General features: G+C 60.0%; 14 protein-coding genes. 9 read left to right on the top strand and 5 right to left on the bottom strand.

Going from position 1 to position 20,418, the window contains the following annotated elements; all coding sequences use genetic code 11:
• The first annotated feature begins 32 nt into the window (after positions 1–32).
• The 6 genes from ACRZ9U_RS09375 (at position 33) to ACRZ9U_RS09350 (ending at position 8,858) form a co-directional block, all read left to right on the top strand.
• On the top strand, positions 33–1,271 hold the full coding sequence (locus ACRZ9U_RS09375) for an aspartate kinase (RefSeq protein WP_170397275.1): 1,239 nt from the start codon (positions 33–35) through the stop codon (positions 1,269–1,271).
• 45 nt (positions 1,272–1,316) lie between these two features.
• Positions 1,317–3,560: a phosphoenolpyruvate--protein phosphotransferase gene (ptsP, locus tag ACRZ9U_RS09370; RefSeq protein WP_170404255.1), complete on the top strand. Its 2,244-nt coding sequence runs from the start codon at positions 1,317–1,319 to the stop codon at positions 3,558–3,560.
• 165 nt (positions 3,561–3,725) lie between these two features.
• Positions 3,726–5,171, top strand: coding sequence for a glucose-6-phosphate dehydrogenase (gene zwf / locus ACRZ9U_RS09365; protein ID WP_170404252.1), 1,446 nt, complete (start codon positions 3,726–3,728; stop codon positions 5,169–5,171).
• Positions 5,172–5,173: 2 nt separating this feature from the next.
• Positions 5,174–6,979 carry a phosphogluconate dehydratase gene (gene edd, locus ACRZ9U_RS09360; RefSeq protein ID WP_480901638.1) on the top strand — a complete coding sequence of 602 codons (1,806 nt, stop codon included), beginning with the start codon at positions 5,174–5,176 and terminating at the stop codon, positions 6,977–6,979.
• 4 nt (positions 6,980–6,983) lie between these two features.
• Positions 6,984–7,616 carry a bifunctional 4-hydroxy-2-oxoglutarate aldolase/2-dehydro-3-deoxy-phosphogluconate aldolase gene (locus ACRZ9U_RS09355; RefSeq protein ID WP_170397269.1) on the top strand — a complete coding sequence of 211 codons (633 nt, stop codon included), beginning with the start codon at positions 6,984–6,986 and terminating at the stop codon, positions 7,614–7,616.
• A gap of 51 nt (positions 7,617–7,667) precedes the next feature.
• Positions 7,668–8,858, top strand: a complete 1,191-nt coding sequence (locus ACRZ9U_RS09350) for an aminotransferase class V-fold PLP-dependent enzyme (RefSeq protein WP_170404249.1) — start codon at positions 7,668–7,670, stop codon at positions 8,856–8,858.
• An 80-nt stretch (positions 8,859–8,938) separates the two neighbouring features.
• Here ACRZ9U_RS09350 and ACRZ9U_RS09345 read toward each other — a convergent pair whose 3' ends face one another.
• Entirely contained in the window at positions 8,939–10,048 is a 1,110-nt protein-coding gene (locus ACRZ9U_RS09345) for a pyridoxal phosphate-dependent aminotransferase (protein WP_170404245.1), read from the bottom strand.
• 149 nt (positions 10,049–10,197) lie between these two features.
• Between ACRZ9U_RS09345 and ACRZ9U_RS09340 the strand changes: the two genes are divergently transcribed.
• Positions 10,198–10,980 carry a crotonase/enoyl-CoA hydratase family protein gene (locus ACRZ9U_RS09340; RefSeq protein WP_170404242.1) on the top strand — a complete coding sequence of 261 codons (783 nt, stop codon included), beginning with the start codon at positions 10,198–10,200 and terminating at the stop codon, positions 10,978–10,980.
• Here ACRZ9U_RS09340 and ACRZ9U_RS09335 read toward each other — a convergent pair whose 3' ends face one another.
• The 4 genes from ACRZ9U_RS09335 to ACRZ9U_RS09320 all read right to left on the bottom strand — a co-directional run bounded on the left by ACRZ9U_RS09335 (position 10,981) and on the right by ACRZ9U_RS09320 (position 16,814).
• A complete protein-coding gene (locus ACRZ9U_RS09335) occupies positions 10,981–11,313 on the bottom strand; it encodes a DnaJ family domain-containing protein (protein ID WP_170404239.1) in 333 nt (110 codons plus the stop codon). It abuts the gene before it with no gap.
• Between the two features lie 39 nt (positions 11,314–11,352).
• Complete coding sequence (locus ACRZ9U_RS09330; protein ID WP_170404236.1) at positions 11,353–12,513, bottom strand: benzoate/H(+) symporter BenE family transporter; 1,161 nt, start codon at positions 12,511–12,513, stop codon at positions 11,353–11,355.
• 146 nt (positions 12,514–12,659) lie between these two features.
• The gene (locus ACRZ9U_RS09325) at positions 12,660–15,821 is read right to left on the bottom strand and encodes a valine--tRNA ligase (protein ID WP_170404233.1); all 3,162 of its coding nucleotides are present in this window, start codon (positions 15,819–15,821) and stop codon (positions 12,660–12,662) included.
• 93 nt (positions 15,822–15,914) lie between these two features.
• A complete protein-coding gene (locus ACRZ9U_RS09320; RefSeq protein WP_170404230.1) occupies positions 15,915–16,814 on the bottom strand; it encodes a phytanoyl-CoA dioxygenase family protein in 900 nt (299 codons plus the stop codon).
• Between the two features lie 177 nt (positions 16,815–16,991).
• Here ACRZ9U_RS09320 and ACRZ9U_RS09315 point away from each other — a divergent pair, with 177 nt between their 5' ends.
• Together ACRZ9U_RS09315 and ACRZ9U_RS09310 are read left to right on the top strand one after the other, a co-directional pair.
• The gene (locus ACRZ9U_RS09315) at positions 16,992–19,283 is read left to right on the top strand and encodes a xanthine dehydrogenase family protein molybdopterin-binding subunit (protein ID WP_170404227.1); all 2,292 of its coding nucleotides are present in this window, start codon (positions 16,992–16,994) and stop codon (positions 19,281–19,283) included.
• On the top strand, positions 19,261–20,337 hold the full coding sequence (locus tag ACRZ9U_RS09310; protein WP_170397244.1) for a DUF2235 domain-containing protein: 1,077 nt from the start codon (positions 19,261–19,263) through the stop codon (positions 20,335–20,337). The genes ACRZ9U_RS09315 and ACRZ9U_RS09310 overlap by 23 nt, the downstream gene beginning before the upstream one ends.
• The last annotated feature ends 81 nt before the right edge of the window (positions 20,338–20,418 follow it).

Genomic DNA, 20,418 nt, shown 5'->3' with positions numbered 1-20,418 from the left:
CAGAAATTCAAGGCGCGGAGACACTAGCCCCCATGCCCGTACTCGTGATGAAATTCGGCGGCACATCGGTCGCCAATCTGGACCGGATCCGCCGTGCTGCCAAACGGGTTGGTGTCGAGGTAGCCAAAGGCTATGACGTCATCGTCATCGTTTCGGCGATGTCCGGCAAGACCAACGAGCTGGTGGGCTGGGTCGATGAAATCTCTCCGCTCTATGACGCGCGCGAATATGATGCCGTTGTCTCCTCTGGTGAAAACGTTACAGCTGGCCTGATGGCGCTGACCCTGCAGGAAATGGACATCCCGGCGCGCAGCTGGCAGGGTTGGCAGGTGCCGCTGATCACCAACGGTGCCCATTCAGCGGCCCGGATCGAAGAAATCCCGCCCGAGAATATCAACCAGAAATTCGGCGAAGGGATGCGCGTTGCGGTGGTCGCGGGCTTCCAGGGCATCAGCCCCGAAGGTCGTATCACCACGCTGGGTCGGGGCGGTTCGGACACCACCGCCGTGGCTTTTGCTGCCGCTTTCGAAGCCGAGCGCTGCGACATCTATACGGATGTGGACGGTGTCTATACGACCGACCCGCGCATCTGTGAAAAGGCGCGCAAGCTGGACAAAATCTCGTTCGAGGAAATGCTCGAACTGGCCTCGCTGGGGGCCAAAGTGCTTCAAACCCGCTCGGTCGAGCTGGCGATGCGCTACAAGGTGAAACTGCGCGTTCTTTCAAGCTTTGAGGAACAATCCGACGAGGCCGGTACACTGGTCTGCGACGAGGAGGATATCATGGAATCCAATGTTGTGGCCGGTGTGGCCTATTCCCGCGACGAAGCCAAGATGACCGTCGTTTCCGTGGCGGACCGCCCCGGCATCGCCTCGATCATCTTTACCGCGCTCAGCGACGAGGGTGTGAACGTGGACATGATCGTCCAGAATATCTCGGACGAAGGGCGCACCGACATGACCTTCTCCTGTCCGACCAATCAGGTCTCCCGCGCCGAAAAGGCATTGCTGGCGATCAAGGATCAGGGTGAGCTGAACTACGCCGAACTGGTTGCGGATGAGGACGTTTGCAAGGTCTCAGTTGTCGGGATCGGCATGCGTTCGCAATCCGGTGTTGCGGCCAAGATGTTCAAGATTCTCTCGGATGAGGGGATTAACATCAAGGTCATTACAACCTCCGAGATTAAAATTTCCGTCCTGATCGACAGGAAATACATGGAACTTGCGGTTCAGGCACTGCATGATGCCTTTGAACTGGACAAGGCGGCCTGAGCTTTCAGCCAAGTGTCCTGTCTGAAACCGTAACGTGGGTGGGCCATGGCGGAAGGCACGGAAACAGAATCTCGCAAGTTGCTGGGACGGCTGCGCGAAGAAATGGCGAGCGAAGCCGCCGGCCAGGAACGTCTTGACCGGATCACGCACCTGATCGCCGACAGTACCGGTCGCGAAGTTTGCTCGATCTACCTGTTTCGGGATGAGGATACGCTTGAACTGTGCGCCACCGAAGGTCTGTCCCCAGAAGCGGTGCACAAGACGCGGATGCGTATGGGCGAAGGGCTGGTCGGTCGCGTTGCCAAATCTGGCAAGGTGGTGAATACGGCGAACGCGCCCTCGGCCAAGGGCTTTCGGTACATGCCGGAAACCGGCGAGGAACGGTATTCGTCCTTTCTTGGTGTGCCGGTACAGCGTCTGGGTCAGAAACTGGGCGTGCTGGTGGTTCAGTCCCGGGACGCGCGCGAGTTTTCGGCGGATGAGGTTTATGCGCTGGAAGTTGTCGCGATGGTTCTGGCCGAAATGGCCGAACTGGGCGCGTTCGTCGGCGAAGGCGCGGCCTTGTCACCGCTGCACCAGCAATCGGTGCAACTTACCGGTGGCCCGGCGCAGGAGGGATCTGCTGAAGGCCATGTCTGGCTGCATGAACCTCGTGTTGTTGTCACCAATCCCATTGCCGAAGACCCGCATCGTGAGCGTGAGCGGCTGACCGAGGCCGTTGAAGAGCTACGCGTCGGCGTCGACAAGATGCTTGAGATTTCTCAGGGCGGCGACAAAGAGCAGTTGCAGGTTCTGGAAGCCTACCGGATGTTCGCCAACTCCAAGGGTTGGATGCGCCGGATGGAGGAGGACATCGCTCTTGGTCTCAGCGCAGAGGCGGCGGTCGAGAAAGAACAATCTCAGGCGCGGGCCCGCATGGGGCAGGTCACCGATCCGTATTTACGTGAACGGTTGGCCGATCTGGACGACCTCAGCAATCGGTTGCTGCGAATTTTGACTGGACAGGGTAACGGAAATGGGGCTGACCTGCCGCCCGATCCGATCCTAATTGCGCGAAATATCGGCCCCGGTGATCTGCTGGAATATGGCCGTTCTCTCAAAGGGATCGTGTTGGAAGAAGGCTCGGTCGGAAGCCATGCCACTATCGTGGCGCGCGCGTTGGCGATCCCACTGGTGGTGCATGTAGGCCGCATCACCACCGAAGCCCTGAACGGCGATCACATTCTGGTTGATGGCGATAGCGGTGTCGTTCATCTGCGCCCCGAAGACACCGTCGTCAGTGCGTTCCGTGACAAAATCGCGATGGAGGCCAAAGCGCAGGAGCGCTACGCCTCGATCCGTGAAACGCCCACCGTTACTCAGGATGGTGCGCGAATCAACATGGTGATGAATGCGGGCCTGATGGCCGATCTGCCCTCACTTAGCAATTCTGGTGCCGAGGGCGTGGGCCTGTTCCGCACCGAACTGCAGTTTCTGATCCGCAATCAGATGCCCAAGCGATCCGAGCTGGTAACGCAATACAAACGGGTTCTGGATGCTGCGGGCGAAAAGCGTGTGGTGTTCCGTACACTCGATATCGGGTCAGACAAAGTTCTGCCCTATATGAAGCATGTGGAAGAACCGAACCCTGCGCTGGGCTGGCGGGCGATCCGGGTGGGTCTGGACAAGCGCGGCGTGATGCGGATGCAGTTGCAGGCGCTGATCCGGGCCGCCGATGGCCGCCCCCTGACGATCATGTTCCCGTTTGTCGCGCAGGCTGACGAATTCCGTGAGGCGCGCTGGGAGGTCAAGAAAACGATCGAGCGTGAACGGCGCCTGGGCCATGTTCTGCCTGAATCGCTCGAAGTGGGGGCGATGCTGGAAACGCCTTCACTTGCCTTTGCGCCGCAGAAGTTCTTTGACGAAGTCGGCTTTATCTCGATCGGTGGGAACGACCTGAAACAGTTTTTCTTCGCCGCCGACCGCGAAAATGAACTGGTTCGCCGTCGCTACGATACTCTGAATGTCAGCTTTCTGAGTTTCATTGAACGTATCGTTGAGAGATGCTCGATCTCGGACACACCGCTCAGCTTCTGTGGCGAAGATGCCGGCCGCCCGGTCGAGGCGCTGTGTCTCGCGGCCATGGGCATCCGTACCCTTTCGATGCGCCCGGCCTCAATCGGGCCGGTCAAAAGCCTGTTGTTGCGGTCGAACCTTCAGGATGTGCGTAAAATTATCGCCGATGCCCGCCATCGTGGAGAACAATCCGTGCGTCCGGCGGTGATGGACTGGCTGCGGACGCAGTCCTGACTGATCTTCCGCGATGCCAGCTGCAAATCCGCGCTTGATTTTTGCGCTCAGGTTTTCTATTCAGCCGATGAATGTTAGCGATAACATAGCTAATGACGCACATGCGTTTTAATCCCGGGCTGAAACCTCGCTTATGCTGGCGGGGAATTCGAAAGGAGCCTTGCAATGGTCTCACGCGTAATTCCGGTAGATCCGTTCGACCTGGTGTTGTTCGGCGCGACGGGCGATTTGGCGCAGCGTAAAATCCTGCCGGGCCTCTATCATCGCTTCGAAGTCGGCCAGATGCCTGAGGATGCGCGCATCATTGGAACCGCCCGATCCGACATGGACAGCGACGGGTTCCGTGAACAGCTGCGTGCGTCGATGCAAGAGTTTGCGCCGGGTTTCAAAAAGGATACGCTTGATCGCTTTCTGACCCGCGTCGAGTATGTTCCGGTAGATGCGCTTGGCGATGCGGGTTGGTCTGACCTTGCGAAAACGCTGCGACCGGATGTGGTACGCGCCTTCTATCTGTCAGTAGGCCCAAGCCTTTTCTCGGGCATCGCCCAACGTCTGAACGAGCACGGCCTGTCCACACCTGACAGTCGTATCGTGGTCGAGAAACCCTTTGGTCACGATCTGGCATCAGCCAAAGCGTTGAACGAAGGGCTGCGGGCCTGTTTTGAAGAACATCAGATTTACCGGATCGATCATTATCTGGGCAAGGAAACCGTGCAGAACCTGATGGCGCTGCGCTTTGCCAACTCGCTTTTCGAACCGCTTTGGAATGCCACCCACGTGGATAATGTTCAGATCACGGTGGCCGAGACCGTGGGTGTCGAGGGGCGCGGCGCCTATTACGATCAATCCGGCGCGATGCGCGACATGATCCAGAACCATCTGGTTCAATTGCTGTGCCTGACGGCGATGGAACCGCCTTCGAAATTCTCACCCAACGCGGTGCGCGATGAGAAAGTCAAAGTGATCGAAGCGCTGGAGCCGGTGGAACCCAAGGATATCGCTCGTGGTCAGTACCGCACCGATAAAGGGGGCGATGGCTATCTGGATCACGTCGGCAACCCCGCCAGCCGTACCGAAAGCTTCATTGCGCTGAAGGCGCATATCGGCAACTGGCGCTGGGCCGGTGTCCCGTTTTATCTGCGGACCGGCAAGCGCCTGCGCGCACGTGAATCCGAGATTGCAGTGTTCTTTCGCGATCCGCCGCATACGATTTTTCCGAATGTCGGACCATTGCATGGCAACGTGCTAGTGATCCGCCTGCAACCGGATGAAGGCATCACGCTCCGCACCACCATCAAGGAACCGGGGCAGGGCGGGTTCCGCCTGTCCGACGTTGCACTCGATATGAGTTTCGCTGATGCGCTGGGCGATGACGGCCAATCCCCGGATGCCTATGAACGCCTGATCATGGATGTCATCCGCGGCGACCAGACTTTGTTCATGCGCGGCGATGAGGCCGAGGCCGCATGGGCCTGGGTCGATCCCATCATTCACGGCTGGGAAGAGCGTGGAGATAAGCCCGCGAAATACGATCAGGGCAGCTCGGGGCCTGAAGAAGCATTGATGCTGATGCATCGCGATGGACGCCGCTGGCGTCAGATCGGAGGGTAATCATGGTCAACACAGTTATATCCGACGTCACCAAACGCATCATCGACCGCAGCGCCGATCTGCGTGGCCCGCATCTTGAACGAATGGAGCAGGCCAAATCCAAGGGCCCTGCGCGTGCGCACCTGTCCTGCAGCGGGCAGGCCCACGCCTATGCCGGGGCGGGCGAAGATCAGGACTCCATGGCCACCGGCACGGCTGGCAATCTGGGGATCGTTACCGCCTATAACGATATGCTCTCGGCCCATCAGCCTTTCGAACGCTACCCGGCCCTGATCCGCGATGCGATCCGCGCAGCAGGCGGCACAGCGCAGGTTGCAGGCGGCGTGCCAGCCATGTGCGACGGCGTCACGCAAGGCGAGGCGGGGATGGAACTATCTCTGTTCTCGCGCGATGTGATCGCGCTGGCGACCGGAGTGGCGCTAAGCCACAACACTTATGACGCCGCCGTTTTCCTGGGCGTCTGTGACAAGATCGTGCCCGGCCTGATCATCGGCGCGCAAGCCTTTGGGCATCTTCCTGCCGTCTTCCTGCCTGCAGGTCCGATGACCAGTGGCCTGCCGAATGACGAAAAGGCCAAGGTCCGCCAAAAATTCGCTGCCGGAGAAGTCGGCCGCGATGAATTGATGAAGGCCGAGATGGCCGCTTATCATGGCCCCGGCACCTGCACCTTCTACGGCACCGCCAACACCAATCAGATGCTGATGGAGTTCATGGGTCTGCACCTGCCAGGGTCCAGCTTCATCAACCCCAACACCCCCCTGCGCGATGCCCTGACCGAGGAAGGCGCGCGCCGCGCCCTGTCTCTCAGCGCGTTGGGCAATCACTACACACCGGTCTGCCAGATCCTTGACGAGCGCGCTTTCGTCAATGGCATCGTCGGCCTGATGGCCACCGGTGGCTCCACCAACCTACTGATCCACCTGATCGCCATGGCGCGTGCCGGTGGTATCGTGCTGGACTGGGAGGATTTTTCCGACATCTCCGCTGTCGTGCCTTTGGTCGCGCGCGTCTATCCCAACGGTCTGGCAGACGTGAACCACTTCCACGCTGCGGGTGGCCTGGGCTTTGCCATCGGTACGCTGCTGGAAGATGGCTTGCTGCACCCCGATACGCTGACTGTCGCGGGGCAGGGCCTGCACAACTACACCAAAGAACCCAAGCTGAAAGACGGCGAGTTGGTCTGGGAAGAGGGCGCGGGCCACAGTCTGAACGAAAAGATCGTTCGCCCGGCCAAAGACCCGTTCCAACCCACGGGCGGGCTCTCTCGCTTGACGGGCAATCTGGGCACAGGGGTCATGAAGGTGTCGGCTGTAGCACCTGAACACCAAGTGGTCGAAGCGCCCGTGCGTGTATTCCACGACCAGAACGCCGTTAAAGCCGCTTTCAAAGCCGGAGAATTCACCGATGACGTCATCGTTGTTGTTCGCTTCCAAGGGCCAAAAGCCAACGGTATGCCCGAACTTCATTCGCTGACGCCGATCCTGTCGATCCTGCAGGGCAGGGGGCAGAAGGTGGCTCTGGTCACCGATGGCCGTATGTCGGGCGCATCCGGCAAAGTGCCCGCCGCCATCCATGTCTGCCCCGAGGCGCTGGATGGTGGACCGATCGCCTATCTGCAAGACGGTGACCTGTTGCGCGTTGATGCGGTCAAGGGCGAGTTGGAAATCCTGACCCCCGGTGTTCTCGACCGCAATCCGGCCACCGCCGACCTTACGGCAAACCAACACGGCGTTGGCCGTGACCTCTTCGGCGCCTTCCGTCAGAATGTCGGCTCAGCCGACACCGGCGCCAGCATTTTCGGAGTGTAACCCAATGTCCAAAACCCAACGCACCCGCGAGATCTGCGCGCTGGCCCCGATTGTTCCAGTCCTGGTCGTCGACGACGCGGCCCATGCGCGCCCGTTGGCCGAAGCTTTGGTCGCCGGTGGCCTCCCGGCGCTTGAAGTCACCTTGCGCACTCCCGCCGCGCTCGACGCGATCCGCGCCATGGCCAACGTCCCCGGCGGTGTTGTCGGGGCGGGTACACTGGTCACGCCCGAAGATGTCCGCGCTGCCAAAGAGGCTGGCGCTCAGTTCGGCGTCTCGCCCGGTGCGACCGATGCCCTGATCGCCGCCTGCGAAGCCGAAGGTCTGCCCCTTCTCCCCGGTGCGGCTACTGCAAGCGAAGCCATGGCTCTGCTGGAAAAGGGCTATGACATGCTGAAATTCTTCCCCGCCGAGGCCTCAGGAGGGGCTCCCGCCCTAAAAGCCATCGGCGCACCGCTACCGCAGATCACCTTCTGCCCAACTGGTGGCGTATCGCCGTCAAATGCCCTCGATTACCTGTCACTGTCGAATGTTGTCTGCGCCGGCGGCAGCTGGGTCGCGCCCAAGCAGATGGTTCAAAACGGTGATTGGTCCGGGATCGAAACACTTGCCCGCGAGGCCGCCAGTCTGCTGGATTGACGCCGCAGGGCAAGACGCTAGGGTAGGCCTCAATTCAAACAGGTTGCCCTCATGACAAACCAAACCTCCCTCGCGCATGGGCGCGAGTATCTGGCCATCCCCGGCCCTTCGGTCATGCCCGATACGGTGCTGCAGGCGATGCACCGTCCGTCGCCCAATATCTATGACGGCGAATTGATCGAGATGATGCCCGCGCTCACCCGAGACTTGAAACGCGTTGCTGGAACCCAGCACAACGTTGCCATCTATATCGCCAATGGTCACGGTACATGGGAGGCTGCGCTTTCCAACGTCATTGCACCCGGTGAAACCGTGCTTGCCCCGGCCTCTGGCCGATTCACCCACGGTTGGGCCGAGATGGCCGAAGGAATCGGCGCTAAGGTTGACCTGATCGATTTCGGAATGTCCTCGCCCTGGGATCTTGACCGCATCGCCGAGGCCCTGCGTAACGATACAAGCCACAAGATCAAAGCGGTCCTTGCAGTCCACGTCGATACGTCCACATCGATCCGCAACGATATCACGGCCTTGCGAGCGTTGCTCGACGACATTGACCACCCAGCCTTGCTGATGGCTGACTGCATCGCGTCGATGGGCTGCGACCGGTTCGAGATGGATGCCTGGGGTGTCGACGTCACTGTCACGGCTTGCCAAAAGGGGCTTATGACCCCGGCGGGCACCGGCTTTGTCTTCTTCAACGACAAGGCGCAAGCCAAGCGCGCCACAATGCCCCGCGTCTCGCATTATTGGGACTGGCAACCACGCGCCAATCCAGATCTGTTCTATCAGTATTTCAACGGCACCGCGCCAACCCACCACCTGTATGGCCTGCGCGCCGCGCTCGACCTGATCCATGGCGAAGGGATCGAACAGGTCTGGGCCCGCCACGAACACCTGGCAACGGCCATCTGGGCCGCCTGTGAAATCTGGGCGCAAGGTGGCGCGCTGCATTTCAACGTCGCCGACCCGGCCCATCGCAGCCACGCGGTCACTGCCCTCCGCCTGACCGAGGGGCGCGGCACGCCGCTGCGCAGCTATACCGAAACCCAACTGGGTCTGACGCTGGGCATCGGTCTGGGAATGGAGGATTGGGATGGCTGCTTCCGCCTTGGCCACATGGGGCACGTAAACGCTCAAATGGTCATGGCCATGCTGGGTGGCGTCGAAACCGCTATGGCTGCGCTCGATATCCCCCGTGGTCAGGGTGCGCTCGAAGCCGCCGCCGCGACGCTGGCCGGATAAGCCCGATCCGCCTCTTCATCTGGCCTAAAATACCTTCGGGGAAATCGCACTTGGGCGCGATAGGGGGCAGACAGCCCCCTTTACGAGGCTCGGGCTTTTGCTAAGGCCGTGGGCAGAGCAGCTTCAAACGCCGCCATTTCCGCCTCACCTCCGCAGCTGACCCGAATGCACCGGTTCTGGGGCGCGGCAAATGGCATCCGCACGAACACGCCTTGTTCAACGTGCGCGTCCAACACGGCCTTGGCAAACACCCCATCGCGCCCACAATCAATCGCCACAAAGTTTGTCGCAGACGGCAAAGGCAGCAGACCATTCGACCGTGAAATCTCTTCGATGCGGTTCCGGGACCCGGCAATCCTTTGCTGCACATGCGTCAGCCAATCTTCATCTTTTAGCGCGGCCAATGCCCCTGCCTGCGCGGCTCGGTTCATGCCGAAATGGTTGCGCACTTTGTTGAAGCTCGCAATCAACTCGGATGAGCCGATAGCATAGCCTACCCGCGCCCCGGCCATGCCATAAACCTTGGAAAACGTTCGCATCCGGATCACACGTGAATCATCAGCAGCGACAGGTGCAGCGGTCCCTTCGGGCGCGCATTCGACATATGCCTCGTCAAGAACCACCAAACAGCCCTCTGGCAAAGCCTCCAGAGCGGACACGATATCCTCACCTGAATGCCATGTTCCCATCGGGTTGTCCGGGTTGGCCAGATAGACCAACTTGGCGTCTACCTCCGCCGCTTTGGCGAACAGTGCCGTCGGGTCCTCGTGATCGTCGCGGTAGGGGACCTTGTGCAATACCCCACCAAACCCGGCCACGTGGTAATTGAAAGTCGGATAAGCTCCATCCGAAGTCACAACTGCATCGCCGTGACCAACCAACAGGCGCACCAGATAGCCCAGCAACCCGTCAATGCCTTCGCCAACCACGATATTTTCAGGCGCAACCCCATGATGTACCGCCAGCGCATGGCGTAGTTCGTAATTCTCGGGATCGCCATACATCCATATCTCGCCTGCGGCCCGTTGCATTGCATCGATGGCGCGCGGGGACGGGCCAAACACGCTTTCATTCGCACCGATCCGGGCCACGAAGGGCGCGCCACGTTGGCGCTCCTGCGTTTCGGGGCCGACAAAAGGCACGGTCGCGGGCAGCGTGAGGGCAAGCGGGGTATAACGAGGACCAGTCATGGCCGCAGATAAGCGCAACCGATCAGGTGGGGCAAGCCTTGCCAGAAGTTCAAAGGAGGCTTCGGATGTGCGGTTTGCCCTGACGTCGCTGTGGCGCTGCTGGCGTCTTGCTGGCATGTTTACACAACAAAACACGCCCCGGAGGTCCCATGTCCCGCGTATCCATCGAATACAAAGACCACATCGCACGTGTCACGCTGACCCGTGGCGACAAGATGAACGCGCTGGACGATGCGATGATCAAGGCGATCCTTTCGGCCGGTCAAGAGGTCGCCGCAGCCGACATTCGCGCCGTGGTGCTATCGGGGGAAGGCAAAAGCTTTTGCGCTGGGCTCGATATGGCCAGCTTTGCCAGCATGGCGCACACAGACCCAAGCGAATGGCTGATGACCCGCAGCCACGAAGATGCCAACGAAATGCAGGAACTTGCCTTGATCTGGCGGCGCGTCCCGGTGCCGGTGATCTGCGCTATTCAAGGCGTCGCCTATGGCGGTGGGCTACAGATTGCGCTGGGTGCTGACATCCGCATCGCGCATCCCGAAGCCAAGCTGGCAGTGATGGAGATGAAATGGGGCATTATCCCCGACATGGGCGGCATGGTTCTGCTGCCAGAGCTCGTGCGCTCGGACGTGCTGCGCCTGCTGACCTATACCGCCAGCCCTATCGGAGCGCCACAGGCGGCAGATTGGGGGCTTGTTACCAAACTGTCGGATGATCCCCTGACCGAAGCGCTGGCGCTGGCCGAGGACATCGCGGGTAAAAGCCCGTCCGCCATCCGCGCCGCCAAACGGTTGATTGATGTGGCCGAAACCCGTGACCGTGCTGATGTGCTGTTGGCCGAGTCTACCGAACAGGTCGACCTGATCGGTAAGTCGGATCAAATGGAAGTTGTCATGGCACAGATGCAGGGCCGAAAGCCCGAGTTCAAATGATCACCGCATGAATGCGCGCCGTGCATCGCGGGCCATGTTGTATCGCATCTCAAGATCAGCAATCTTTTTCATTGCTGCCCTGCGGTCCTGATTGTCAGTCAGCGCTGCAAACTCCTTGCGGGCGGCGTCGAGCTGTTTCTTGATGTCGAACTCCTCGGGCAGAACTCCGGCCTGCGCCATGATCCGATGACCCGCAGCAATGACGGGATCGCCTTGTGCCTCGCCCGAGCGGTCGGGCAACGGGGCACCTTCGCCTTCAAGACCCTGCAGTTGGCCTTCGGCCTGCGCCTTTTTGATCTGGCGTTCAATCAGTTTTCCAAGCGATCCGAACATGCGCTTATTTTACCGCCTGAGGGGTTCTGATGAAAGGGCTCAGCGCATTCGGTTTGTTGCCAGATATGCGATACCCCCAGCCAACAGCCCCCAGACTGCCGCGCCCAACCCAAAAACCGTTATGCCAGAGGCCGTAATGGCCAGTGTCAAAATAGCCGCTTCGCGCTCGACAGGGACGTCCAGCGCGGCATGCATGGCATTGGCCAGGACCCCGATCAGGGCCACACCTGCCAGAGTGCCCATAAGCAGCGGGTCGGCATGGGCGGCAAAACTGGTGATCGCCACGGCAAAGATACCGAAGAGGCAGTAGAACACGCCACCCATGATTGCCGACCAATAACGCTGCGCCGGATCGGGGTGGCTTTCCTCGTTGGAACACATCGCTGCGGTGATTGCGGCCAGGCAGGTTGCGGGCGCCCCGAAAGGGGCCGAAAGCATGCTTGCGCCACCGACGGATGAAAACAACCGGCCGGGAACAGGATCAAAGCCAAAGCTGCGCATCACCGCGACGCCGGGGATATTCTGTGTCGCCATCGTGACGATAAACAGCGGTACGCCGATCCCGATGGCCGACGCGACCGAGAATGATGGCATGGTCCAGATCGGAGCCGCGATCAAACGATCCGGCATCAATTGGGCATCTCCTGCGTTCAGCGACACAATGATAGCCGCCGCGACCACAGCTGCCGGAACCGCGATCAACCGATTGAAACGGCCCGCGACAAACCACGTCAGGATCACCGGCAACGCCTGCCATGGAATCTCGATCGCCGCCTTGAAGGGCACAAGGCATAGTGGCAAGAGCACACCTGCCAGCATTGCTTGCGCCAGTGTTGTGGGAATTGCTGCTGCCAATCGTCCCAGCGGCTTCCACAGCCCTGCCAGAACCGTAAATGCTCCGGCGCACAGGAACGCACCAATCGCGCCTGAAAATCCCTCGACCGGGGTGGCCGAGACGGCTAACAGAGCGGCCCCCGGAGTCGACCACGCAACGCTGATCGGCATTTTGTACCGCAGGCTGAGGACGATGGCTGCAAGCCCCATGGCAATCGCCGCACTCATCAGACCCGAGGCGGCTTCCTGCGATGAAGCTCCCATCGCGCCCAACCCTTGCAGTACGATGGGAAACGAGCTGAAGAACCCGACAATGGCCACAACCAACCCGGTTGAGACGGTCTGCATCGGAGGGAAAGATCGCATCGTCAGTGCCTCGCCAGGTTGTGTCGTCGAAGTGCTAACAAGCGGGGCGTGGCGTGAACAAGGGGAAAGCTCTGAGGGTAAAGAAAAACCTCACCGCCGGTTGGGTGGTGAGGTTCGATTTCAATATATCAGCAGCAGGAAAAAGATCAGGCGATTTCAGCCAAACGGGCGAGAGCTTCGTTTAGCTTGGCTTCTTCTTCTTCGCGGGCGGCAAGGTTAGCTTTGGCTTCCGCAACAACCTCTTCCGGGGCCGATGCCACGAATTTCGGGTTGTTCAGGCGCCCGCGCAGACCGCCGAGTTCCTTGGCCAACTTGCCTTTGGCTTTTTCCAGCCGTTCCTTTTCCGCACCAATGTCGATGATGTCCGCCAGTGGCAGGCCAAAGGAGGCACCGGGGGCGGCAATCGAGATCGTGCCCTTGGGCAGTTCAACCGCCTTGGTCAGGCTGTCGATCCGCGCCAGACGTTTGATCAGCGCTTCGTTGCGGTCCCATGCCGCTTGGCCGTGCGCGTCAATCTCAGTCACCAGCATCGGCACGTAGAGGCCAGCAGGAACTCGCATCTGCGCGCGGGCCGAGCGGGTGTTTTCGATCACCGAGATCACCCAGTTCATTTCTCGATCCGCATCCGCGTCGATCAGGTCGGCAGCCGCATAGGTCGGCCAATCTGCGTGTACAACCATTTTGGCACGCTTACCGGTCAGGCCCCACAGCTCTTCGGTGATGAAAGGCATGATCGGGTGCAGCAGAACCATGCACTGATCCAGAACCCAGCGCATGGTGGCGCGGGTCTCGGCCTGTGCCTCGGTGTCGTCGCCTTGCAGCAAGGGTTTAGAGAGTTCCACGTACCAGTCGCAGACCTTGCCCCAGACAAAGGCGTAGAGCCCGTTGGCCGCGTCGTTGAAACGATAGCTTTCCAGCGCCGCGTCGACCTCTTCCCGCACACGGGCGGTTTCACCGATGATCCAGCGGTTCACGGCGGCTTTGGGTTTCAGGTCAGCCACGTCCAGTTGCGGGACAGCGTCGGTGAAGACCTCGTTCATCTCGGCAAAGCGGACGGCGTTCCACAGTTTGGTGCCGAAGTTACGGTAACCTGTGATGCGCTCGCGCGACAGTTTCAGTACCCCGCCAATAGCCGCCATCGAGGCATTGGTAAAGCGCAGCGCGTCAGCACCGAATTCGTCCACGATCTCCAGCGGATCGATCACGTTGCCGGTGGTTTTGGACATCTTCTTGCCCTTCTCGTCGCGGACGAGCTGGTGCAGATAGACGGTGTGGAACGGGATCTCGTTCACTACGGCCAGTTGCATCATCATCATCCGCGCGACCCAGAAGAACAGGATGTCAAAGCCGGTGATCAACACATCGGTTGGGAAATAGCGCTCTAACTCTTCGGTCTTTTCGGGCCAGCCCAGCGTGCCGATAGGCCAGAGGCCGGAAGAGAACCATGTGTCGAGCACGTCGGGGTCGCGCCAGACCGGGTAGACCAGCTTGGTCGGGTCTTGTTCGACTGCGTATTGAGCAAGGCTTTCGGCGAACTGATGGATCGCTTCCTGCTTATCGGCAACTTCGATGACCGTCGCGTGGCTCAGCGGGCTGGGTATATTGGCATTGTCGTCGAGGAATTTCTCTGTAACGGCCTCAAGGCTTGCCGCGCATTCCATGACATTGCCACGATGCAGCATGCCGCCTTCGTTCAGCAAACGACCCAATTCGACCAAATCAAGGTCGCCGTCGTTTTCGTCGTCCTTGAAATTCTCAGCCGAGAGATCGAGGCCATACCAAACCGGTATCTGATGCCCCCACCATAGCTGGCGCGAGATGCACCACGGCTCGATGTTTTCCAGCCAGTGGTAATAGGTCTTCTCGCCCGACTCGGGGATGATCTTGACAGTGCCGTCCTTGACCGCGTCCAGCGCAGGGCCGACGACCTTGGCGGCGTCGACGAACCATTGGTCGGTGAACATCGGCTCGATGACGACTTTCGAGCGGTCGCCGAAGGGCTGCATGATCGGTTTGCTTTCGACCAGCGGCACCAGCTTGTCCGCGCCTTCGTGTTCCGGCTTTAAAGCGGTCGAACCCAGACGTGGGTCATCGGCGCGAGTCATGACAGCCAGACCGTCTGCAGTGATCTCCTCAACCACCTTCGCACGTGCCTCGAACCGGTCGAGGCCGCGCAGATGATCAGGAATCAGGTTGATCGCGTCGATCTCGTTCTCGGTGAACTCTCGCCCGCGCGCGTATTCCTGCGCCTTGTCCGCCTCTTCGGCATAAGGCGCACCATCGGCGCGCATTGCGCCTTTGGTGTCCATCAGGCGATACATTGGAATGCCGCCGCGCTTGGCGACCATATTGTCGTTGAAGTCATGTGCACCGGTGATTTTCACCGCGCCCGAGCCGAAATCTGGATCAGGGTAATCATCGGTGATGATCGGGATCTGACGGCGATGCTCTTTCGGGCCTACCGGGATTTCGCAAAGTTTTCCGACGATGGGCGCATAGCGCTCATCGGATGGGTGAACCGCAACTGCGCCGTCGCCGAGCATGGTTTCGGGGCGGGTCGTGGCGATCGAGATATAGTCGCGCTCTTCCTCCAGCACGATATTCCCGTCCTCATCTTTCTCGACGTAGGTATAGGTCTCACCGCCCGCCAGCGGATACTTGAAGTGCCACATATGGCCCGCAACTTCGATATTCTCGACCTCAAGGTCCGAAATCGCGGTCTCGAAATGCGGGTCCCAGTTGACCAACCGCTTGCCGCGATAGATCAGTCCCTTTTCGTACATGTCGACAAAGACCTTGATCACCGCGTCGTGAAAATTCGCAGAATTTTCGTGGCCCGTGCGCGGGTCACGCGGCGCACCCGCCATAGTGAAGGCGTTGCGCGACCAATCACAGGACGAGCCCAGGCGCTTGAGCTGCTCGATGATCGTGCCGCCGTATTCTCCCTTCCATTCCCAGACCTTGTCCAGAAACGCCTCACGTCCCAGCTCACGACGTCCCTGCTGCTGGGTGTTGGCCAACATCTTTTCCACCTGCATCTGCGTGGCGATACCAGCGTGGTCCTGACCAGGCTGCCATAGCGTGTCGAACCCGCGCATCCGGTGCCAGCGGGTCAGAACATCCTGCAGCGTGTTGTTGAACGCGTGGCCCACATGCAGCGCACCCGTCACGTTCGGTGGCGGGATCATGATGGTAAAACTCTCGTCGCGCGATTTGTTCGCGCCTGCCTTGAAGGCTCCGGCCGCTTCCCAGGCCTGATAGATGCGGGCCTCGGCCTCGGCCGCGTTGAATGTCTTTTCCATCGCCATGGGATGCGTCCTGCGTCAACAATATCGGGTCAGCGCCTGCAATAGCGAATGGACGCAGGAAGGGGAAGGCCCTGCGCGGCGGTCCTGCAATGATCAGCCGGGATTTGATGGGGCGGGCGCATAAAGATCCAGCTTTTCGCTGGCCCCTTGCCCCATCGCCTTGGCCTGATCGCTGCGGATGCGCGCGTGCAGGTCCAGCGCCTCAGGAGCAAACAGCTCGGTCGGCTCAGGGATATGGATGAAATTCCCCACCCGGTCCTCGCCCCGCGCCAGAATGGCATAGTCGCGATCCGCCACTTTTTGCTGCGCATTGGGGTTGAGATAACGGATAGCCAGGCCAATTCGACGATCATCAGATACGTTCGGCCCTGACCCGTGAATGGTCAGCCCATGGTGCAGCGACATCTGGCCGGGCTGCAACTCGATATGGGTTTTGTCTTCCTCCGCGACATCGACTGCTACCTCTTGCCCACGCGACAGAAGGTTGTTGTCGGAAAACGTATCATTATGCGGCAGGATCGGGTTCTTGTGGCTGGCCTTCACGAAATCCATGCAGCCACTCTCAACCGTCGCAGGGGATAGGGCGATCCAGGCGGTCAACTGGTCCGAGGTTTCACCCATGCCCCAATAGGTCAGGTCCTGATGCATGCCCACCACTTGCGTCGTGCGCGGTTCCTTGATGAACAGCTCAGCCGACCACAACAGCAGGTCTGGGCCCAAAACACCTTCGACAACGTCCAAAACGCGCGGGTCCAACGCGATGCGAGTGGCGAATGGCATCACCACATGCGCGTTGATGCGTTTGTACATGTTCAGGGGTAGCGGCAGGTCAGCCTCGCGCCAGCTGGCCTCGACATCTTCCAACTCGGCACGGTACCCGGCGGCTTCTGCGGCAGAGAACACGGGGATCGGAAATATAAACCCATCATCCCAATAGGCCTCGGCACTTTGGCTGTCCAATCGGCCATTCGTCAGCTTGATTTCTTTGGGCATGGAAACCTCCACTCGACTGAATTTAGGTTCAGCCTAGGCGCGGCCCAGATCGGCGCGCAACGCTGTTTCCAGACATGAATGTCGCTTTCAGACCGTGCGGAGTTAATTTTCTCAGCCACTGGACAAGGTCCTGCTTCACGCTAGGGTCGCGCATTCAGGCAGCCAGAGGATCATCTCATGGAAAAATTCGGCAAAAGCCAGCCCATCAAACGGACCGAGGACCAGCGGTTTCTGACCGGGCAGGGGCAATACATGGACGATTCTGTGCCCGAGAATGCGCTGTTCGCAGCATTCTTTCGCAGCCCGGTGGCGCATGCCACGATCACGTCGCTGGACCTTGAAGATGCACGTACAGCGGATGGGGTGCGCTTGGTCATGACGCTGGAAGATCTGACTGCCGCCGGGATCGATACGGTGATGAACGCGACTACAGTCGCCAACCGCGACGGCAGTCAAGGCGCTGCGTCCGAGCGGAACATGCTGGCCAAGGACCGCGTGCGTTTCGTCGGAGAACCCGTTGCGGTCGTCATTGCCGACTCGTTGTTACAGGCCCGCGATGCAGCCGAATTGATCTGGATGGAAACCGAAGACCTGCCGGTCAAGATGGATGTCGCTGCGGGTGGCGAACCTTTGCATCCACAAGCCCCCGACAACCGCGCCTTTGACTGGGGCTTGGGTGATGAGAAGGCGACCAATGCCGCCTTTCAGGCAGCGGCGCGCACCGTCGCGCTGAACGTGCATGACAACCGGGTCATCGTGAGTTCGATCGAACCGCGTGGCTGTCAGGCCGATTGGTCGGGTGGCCGTATGCATTTCTCATATGGCGGGCAGGGTGTCTGGGGGATGAAAGCGCAACTGGCACAAAAGCTGAAACTGGACCCCGAGGCGATCCGCGTCACTACGCCAGATGTCGGCGGCGGATTTGGTATGAAGGCGATGCCTTATCCCGAATATTTCACCGTTGCTGTTGCTGCCATGAAACTGGGCCAGCCGGTGCACTGGATGTCGGACCGGTCCGAAGCGATGTTGTCCGATCACCACGGCCGCGACCTGACCTCACTGGCGGAGCTCGCCTTTGATGCCGATCACAAGATCACTGCTTACCGGGTCCACAGCAAGATCAACCTTGGCGCCTATAACAGCCATTTCGCGCAGGCGATCCAGACCAGCCTGTTCAGTAAGGTTTTGATGGGTGTCTACGATGTTCAGACCACCTACTTGCGGGTCGAAGGATTCTTCACCAACACCACGCAGGTCGACGCCTATCGCGGTGCCGGGCGACCCGAGGCGATCTATGTGCTGGAACGCGTCATGGACCGTGCTGCGCGTGAGTTGGGGATTGATCCGTGGGAGTTACGGCGCAAGAATTTCATCCGACCCGAAGCTTTCCCCTATAAGACCGCAACCGGCGAAACCTATGATGTGGGTGAGTTCGACATGGTCCTCAGCCGCGCCGCCGAACAGACTACGGGCTTTGAGGCCCGCAAGGCGGCGGATGCCGAAAACGGTCTGATCCGGGGTCAGGGGCTTTGTTACTATATCGAAAGTATTTTGGGAGACCCTTCCGAAGGCGCGAAGATCGAGTTTTGCGAGGACGGAACGGTGAACCTCTATGTCGGCACTCAGTCCAATGGGCAAGGGCACGAGACCGTCTATGCCCAGTTCCTTTCGGACCAGACAGGGATTCCTTCGCACCTGATCAATGTTGTGCAAGGCGACACAGACAGGCTGGCGCAGGGCGGCGGAACCGGCGGATCACGCTCGGTAACGACCCAAAGCAACGCGACACTGGTCACAGTTGATACGATGATCGCCGCATTCACGCCCTATCTTGCGGATAAGATGGGTATCGAGGAAATCGATGTGACCTTCGACCATGAAACCTTCCGCGCACCCGGGTCCAACCTGACCCCCACGCTGACCGAGGCGGCCGAGATGGCGCGCGCAGACGGGCGCGCCGATCTGTTGCAGCACGAAGCCCGCGCCACGCTAGATGCACGCAGCTATCCCAATGGTGCACATGTTGCCGAAGTCGTTATCGATTCTTTCACTGGTGAAACATGGGTCGACCGCTACACGGTGGTGGATGATTTCGGCAATCTTATCAACCCGATGCTGGCCGAGGGGCAGGTGCATGGCGGGGTAGTGCAGGGTATCGGCCAAGCACTGACCGAGCATGTTGTTCATGATGCCGAGGGGCAACTGCTCACGGCTTCGTTCATGGACTACGCCTTGCCCCGCGCTGCTGAGATACCCATGATAGAGTTTACCTCGGCGCCGGTTCCGTCAACCGCCAACCCGATGGGGATGAAAGGCTGTGGCGAGGCAGGCACCGTGGGCGCACTGGCCGCAGTGGCGAACGCGGTACAGGATGCGCTCTGGGATCACGGGGTGCGGCAGGCGGATATGCCTTTCACACCTCACAAAGTTTGGGAATTGTTGACGCATGGTTCTGTCGCGGCTGAGTAGAAAGGTACTGGGATGGCTCGGACGGCCTCTGCGGTCCGAGCACTCGGCCGAAACGCGCCACCGCGAACCTGTCAGCCATGTCATCATTCTTGACGGCACCATGTCGACGCTGGAAGCAGGGCGGGAAACCCACGCGGGCCAGACCCTGCGCCTGTGCTGCGAGATGGGCAGCCAGGTTTCGGTTTTCTACGAATCCGGCGTGCAGTGGGAAAGCTGGAAGTCGACTATGGACGTGATGATGGGGCGGGGTATCAACCGTCAGATTCGTCGGGCCTATGGTTATTTGGCTTCGCGTTACAAACCCGGTGATAAGATCTTTTTCATCGGCTATTCACGCGGCGCATACGGGGTCCGCAGCCTTGCGGGCGTGATCGATGCTATCGGGTTGCTCAAGGCCGAACACGCCACTGTCCGCAATATCAAACAGGCCTATCGACACTATGAATGTAACGCCAATGGCGAAGCGGCGGCGGTCTTTCGTCGGGAGTTCTGTCACGAGGATGTCGCCATCGAGATGGTCGGCGTCTGGGACACGGTCAAGGCGCTGGGCCTGCGCCTGCCGCTGCTCTGGCGCTGGGCCGAGGAACGCCATGCCTTCCACAACCACCAGCTTGGCCCTGCCACCCGCCACGGCTATCACGCCATGGCGCTGGACGAGACCCGCGAGGTGTTCGAGCCGGTGCTGTGGAAATGCACGCCTGACTTCAAAGGCCATATCGAGCAGGTTTGGTTCCGCGGCACCCACGGCGATGTTGGCGGCCAGCTGAACGGGTTCGAAGAGGCCCGCCCCCTCAGCAACATCTCCCTGATCTGGATGCTGGACAAGGCCGAGCTGCACGGCCTGCCATTGCCCGAGGGCTGGCGCGACCGTTTCCCTACCGATCCGCATGCGCAATCCGTGGGCACATGGCGCGGCTGGGGTAAGATTTTCCTGCTGCGCAAGCATCGCAAAGTAGGGCGTGACCGGTCAGAGAAACTGCATGTCTCGGTTTCGCCCGAGGAACTACCCCGATGGGTGCCGATGCCAAATCTGCCTTCGCATCCGGCGCAGTAACAGAAGCAACAGCTTGCCTTCCTATGAAAGTTGTATCAACAGCAGCCACAGCATTTCTGTCCCGTCAGTGCCGGGTGGACG

This window comes from Ruegeria sp. D7 (genome assembly GCF_056534355.1).
This window is presented reverse-complemented; position numbering and strand designations above follow the sequence as displayed.

Bases quoted from the DNA above. Each gene is read 5' to 3' on its own strand.
- ACRZ9U_RS09310 (WP_170397244.1), top strand. From the start codon at position 19,261: ATGGTTCTGTCGCGGCTGAGTAGAAAGGTACTGGGATGGCTCGGACGG.
- ACRZ9U_RS09345 (WP_170404245.1), bottom strand. From the start codon at position 10,048: ATGACTGGTCCTCGTTATACCCCGCTTGCCCTCACGCTGCCCGCGACC.
- ACRZ9U_RS09340 (WP_170404242.1), top strand. From the start codon at position 10,198: ATGTCCCGCGTATCCATCGAATACAAAGACCACATCGCACGTGTCACG.
- ptsP (WP_170404255.1), top strand. From the start codon at position 1,317: ATGGCGGAAGGCACGGAAACAGAATCTCGCAAGTTGCTGGGACGGCTG.
- ACRZ9U_RS09325 (WP_170404233.1), bottom strand. From the start codon at position 15,821: ATGGCGATGGAAAAGACATTCAACGCGGCCGAGGCCGAGGCCCGCATC.
- ACRZ9U_RS09350 (WP_170404249.1), top strand. From the start codon at position 7,668: ATGACAAACCAAACCTCCCTCGCGCATGGGCGCGAGTATCTGGCCATC.
- edd (WP_480901638.1), top strand. From the start codon at position 5,174: ATGGTCAACACAGTTATATCCGACGTCACCAAACGCATCATCGACCGC.
- ACRZ9U_RS09330 (WP_170404236.1), bottom strand. From the start codon at position 12,513: ATGCGATCTTTCCCTCCGATGCAGACCGTCTCAACCGGGTTGGTTGTG.
- ACRZ9U_RS09320 (WP_170404230.1), bottom strand. From the start codon at position 16,814: ATGCCCAAAGAAATCAAGCTGACGAATGGCCGATTGGACAGCCAAAGT.
- ACRZ9U_RS09375 (WP_170397275.1), top strand. From the start codon at position 33: ATGCCCGTACTCGTGATGAAATTCGGCGGCACATCGGTCGCCAATCTG.
- ACRZ9U_RS09355 (WP_170397269.1), top strand. From the start codon at position 6,984: ATGTCCAAAACCCAACGCACCCGCGAGATCTGCGCGCTGGCCCCGATT.
- ACRZ9U_RS09315 (WP_170404227.1), top strand. From the start codon at position 16,992: ATGGAAAAATTCGGCAAAAGCCAGCCCATCAAACGGACCGAGGACCAG.
- zwf (WP_170404252.1), top strand. From the start codon at position 3,726: ATGGTCTCACGCGTAATTCCGGTAGATCCGTTCGACCTGGTGTTGTTC.
- ACRZ9U_RS09335 (WP_170404239.1), bottom strand. From the start codon at position 11,313: ATGTTCGGATCGCTTGGAAAACTGATTGAACGCCAGATCAAAAAGGCG.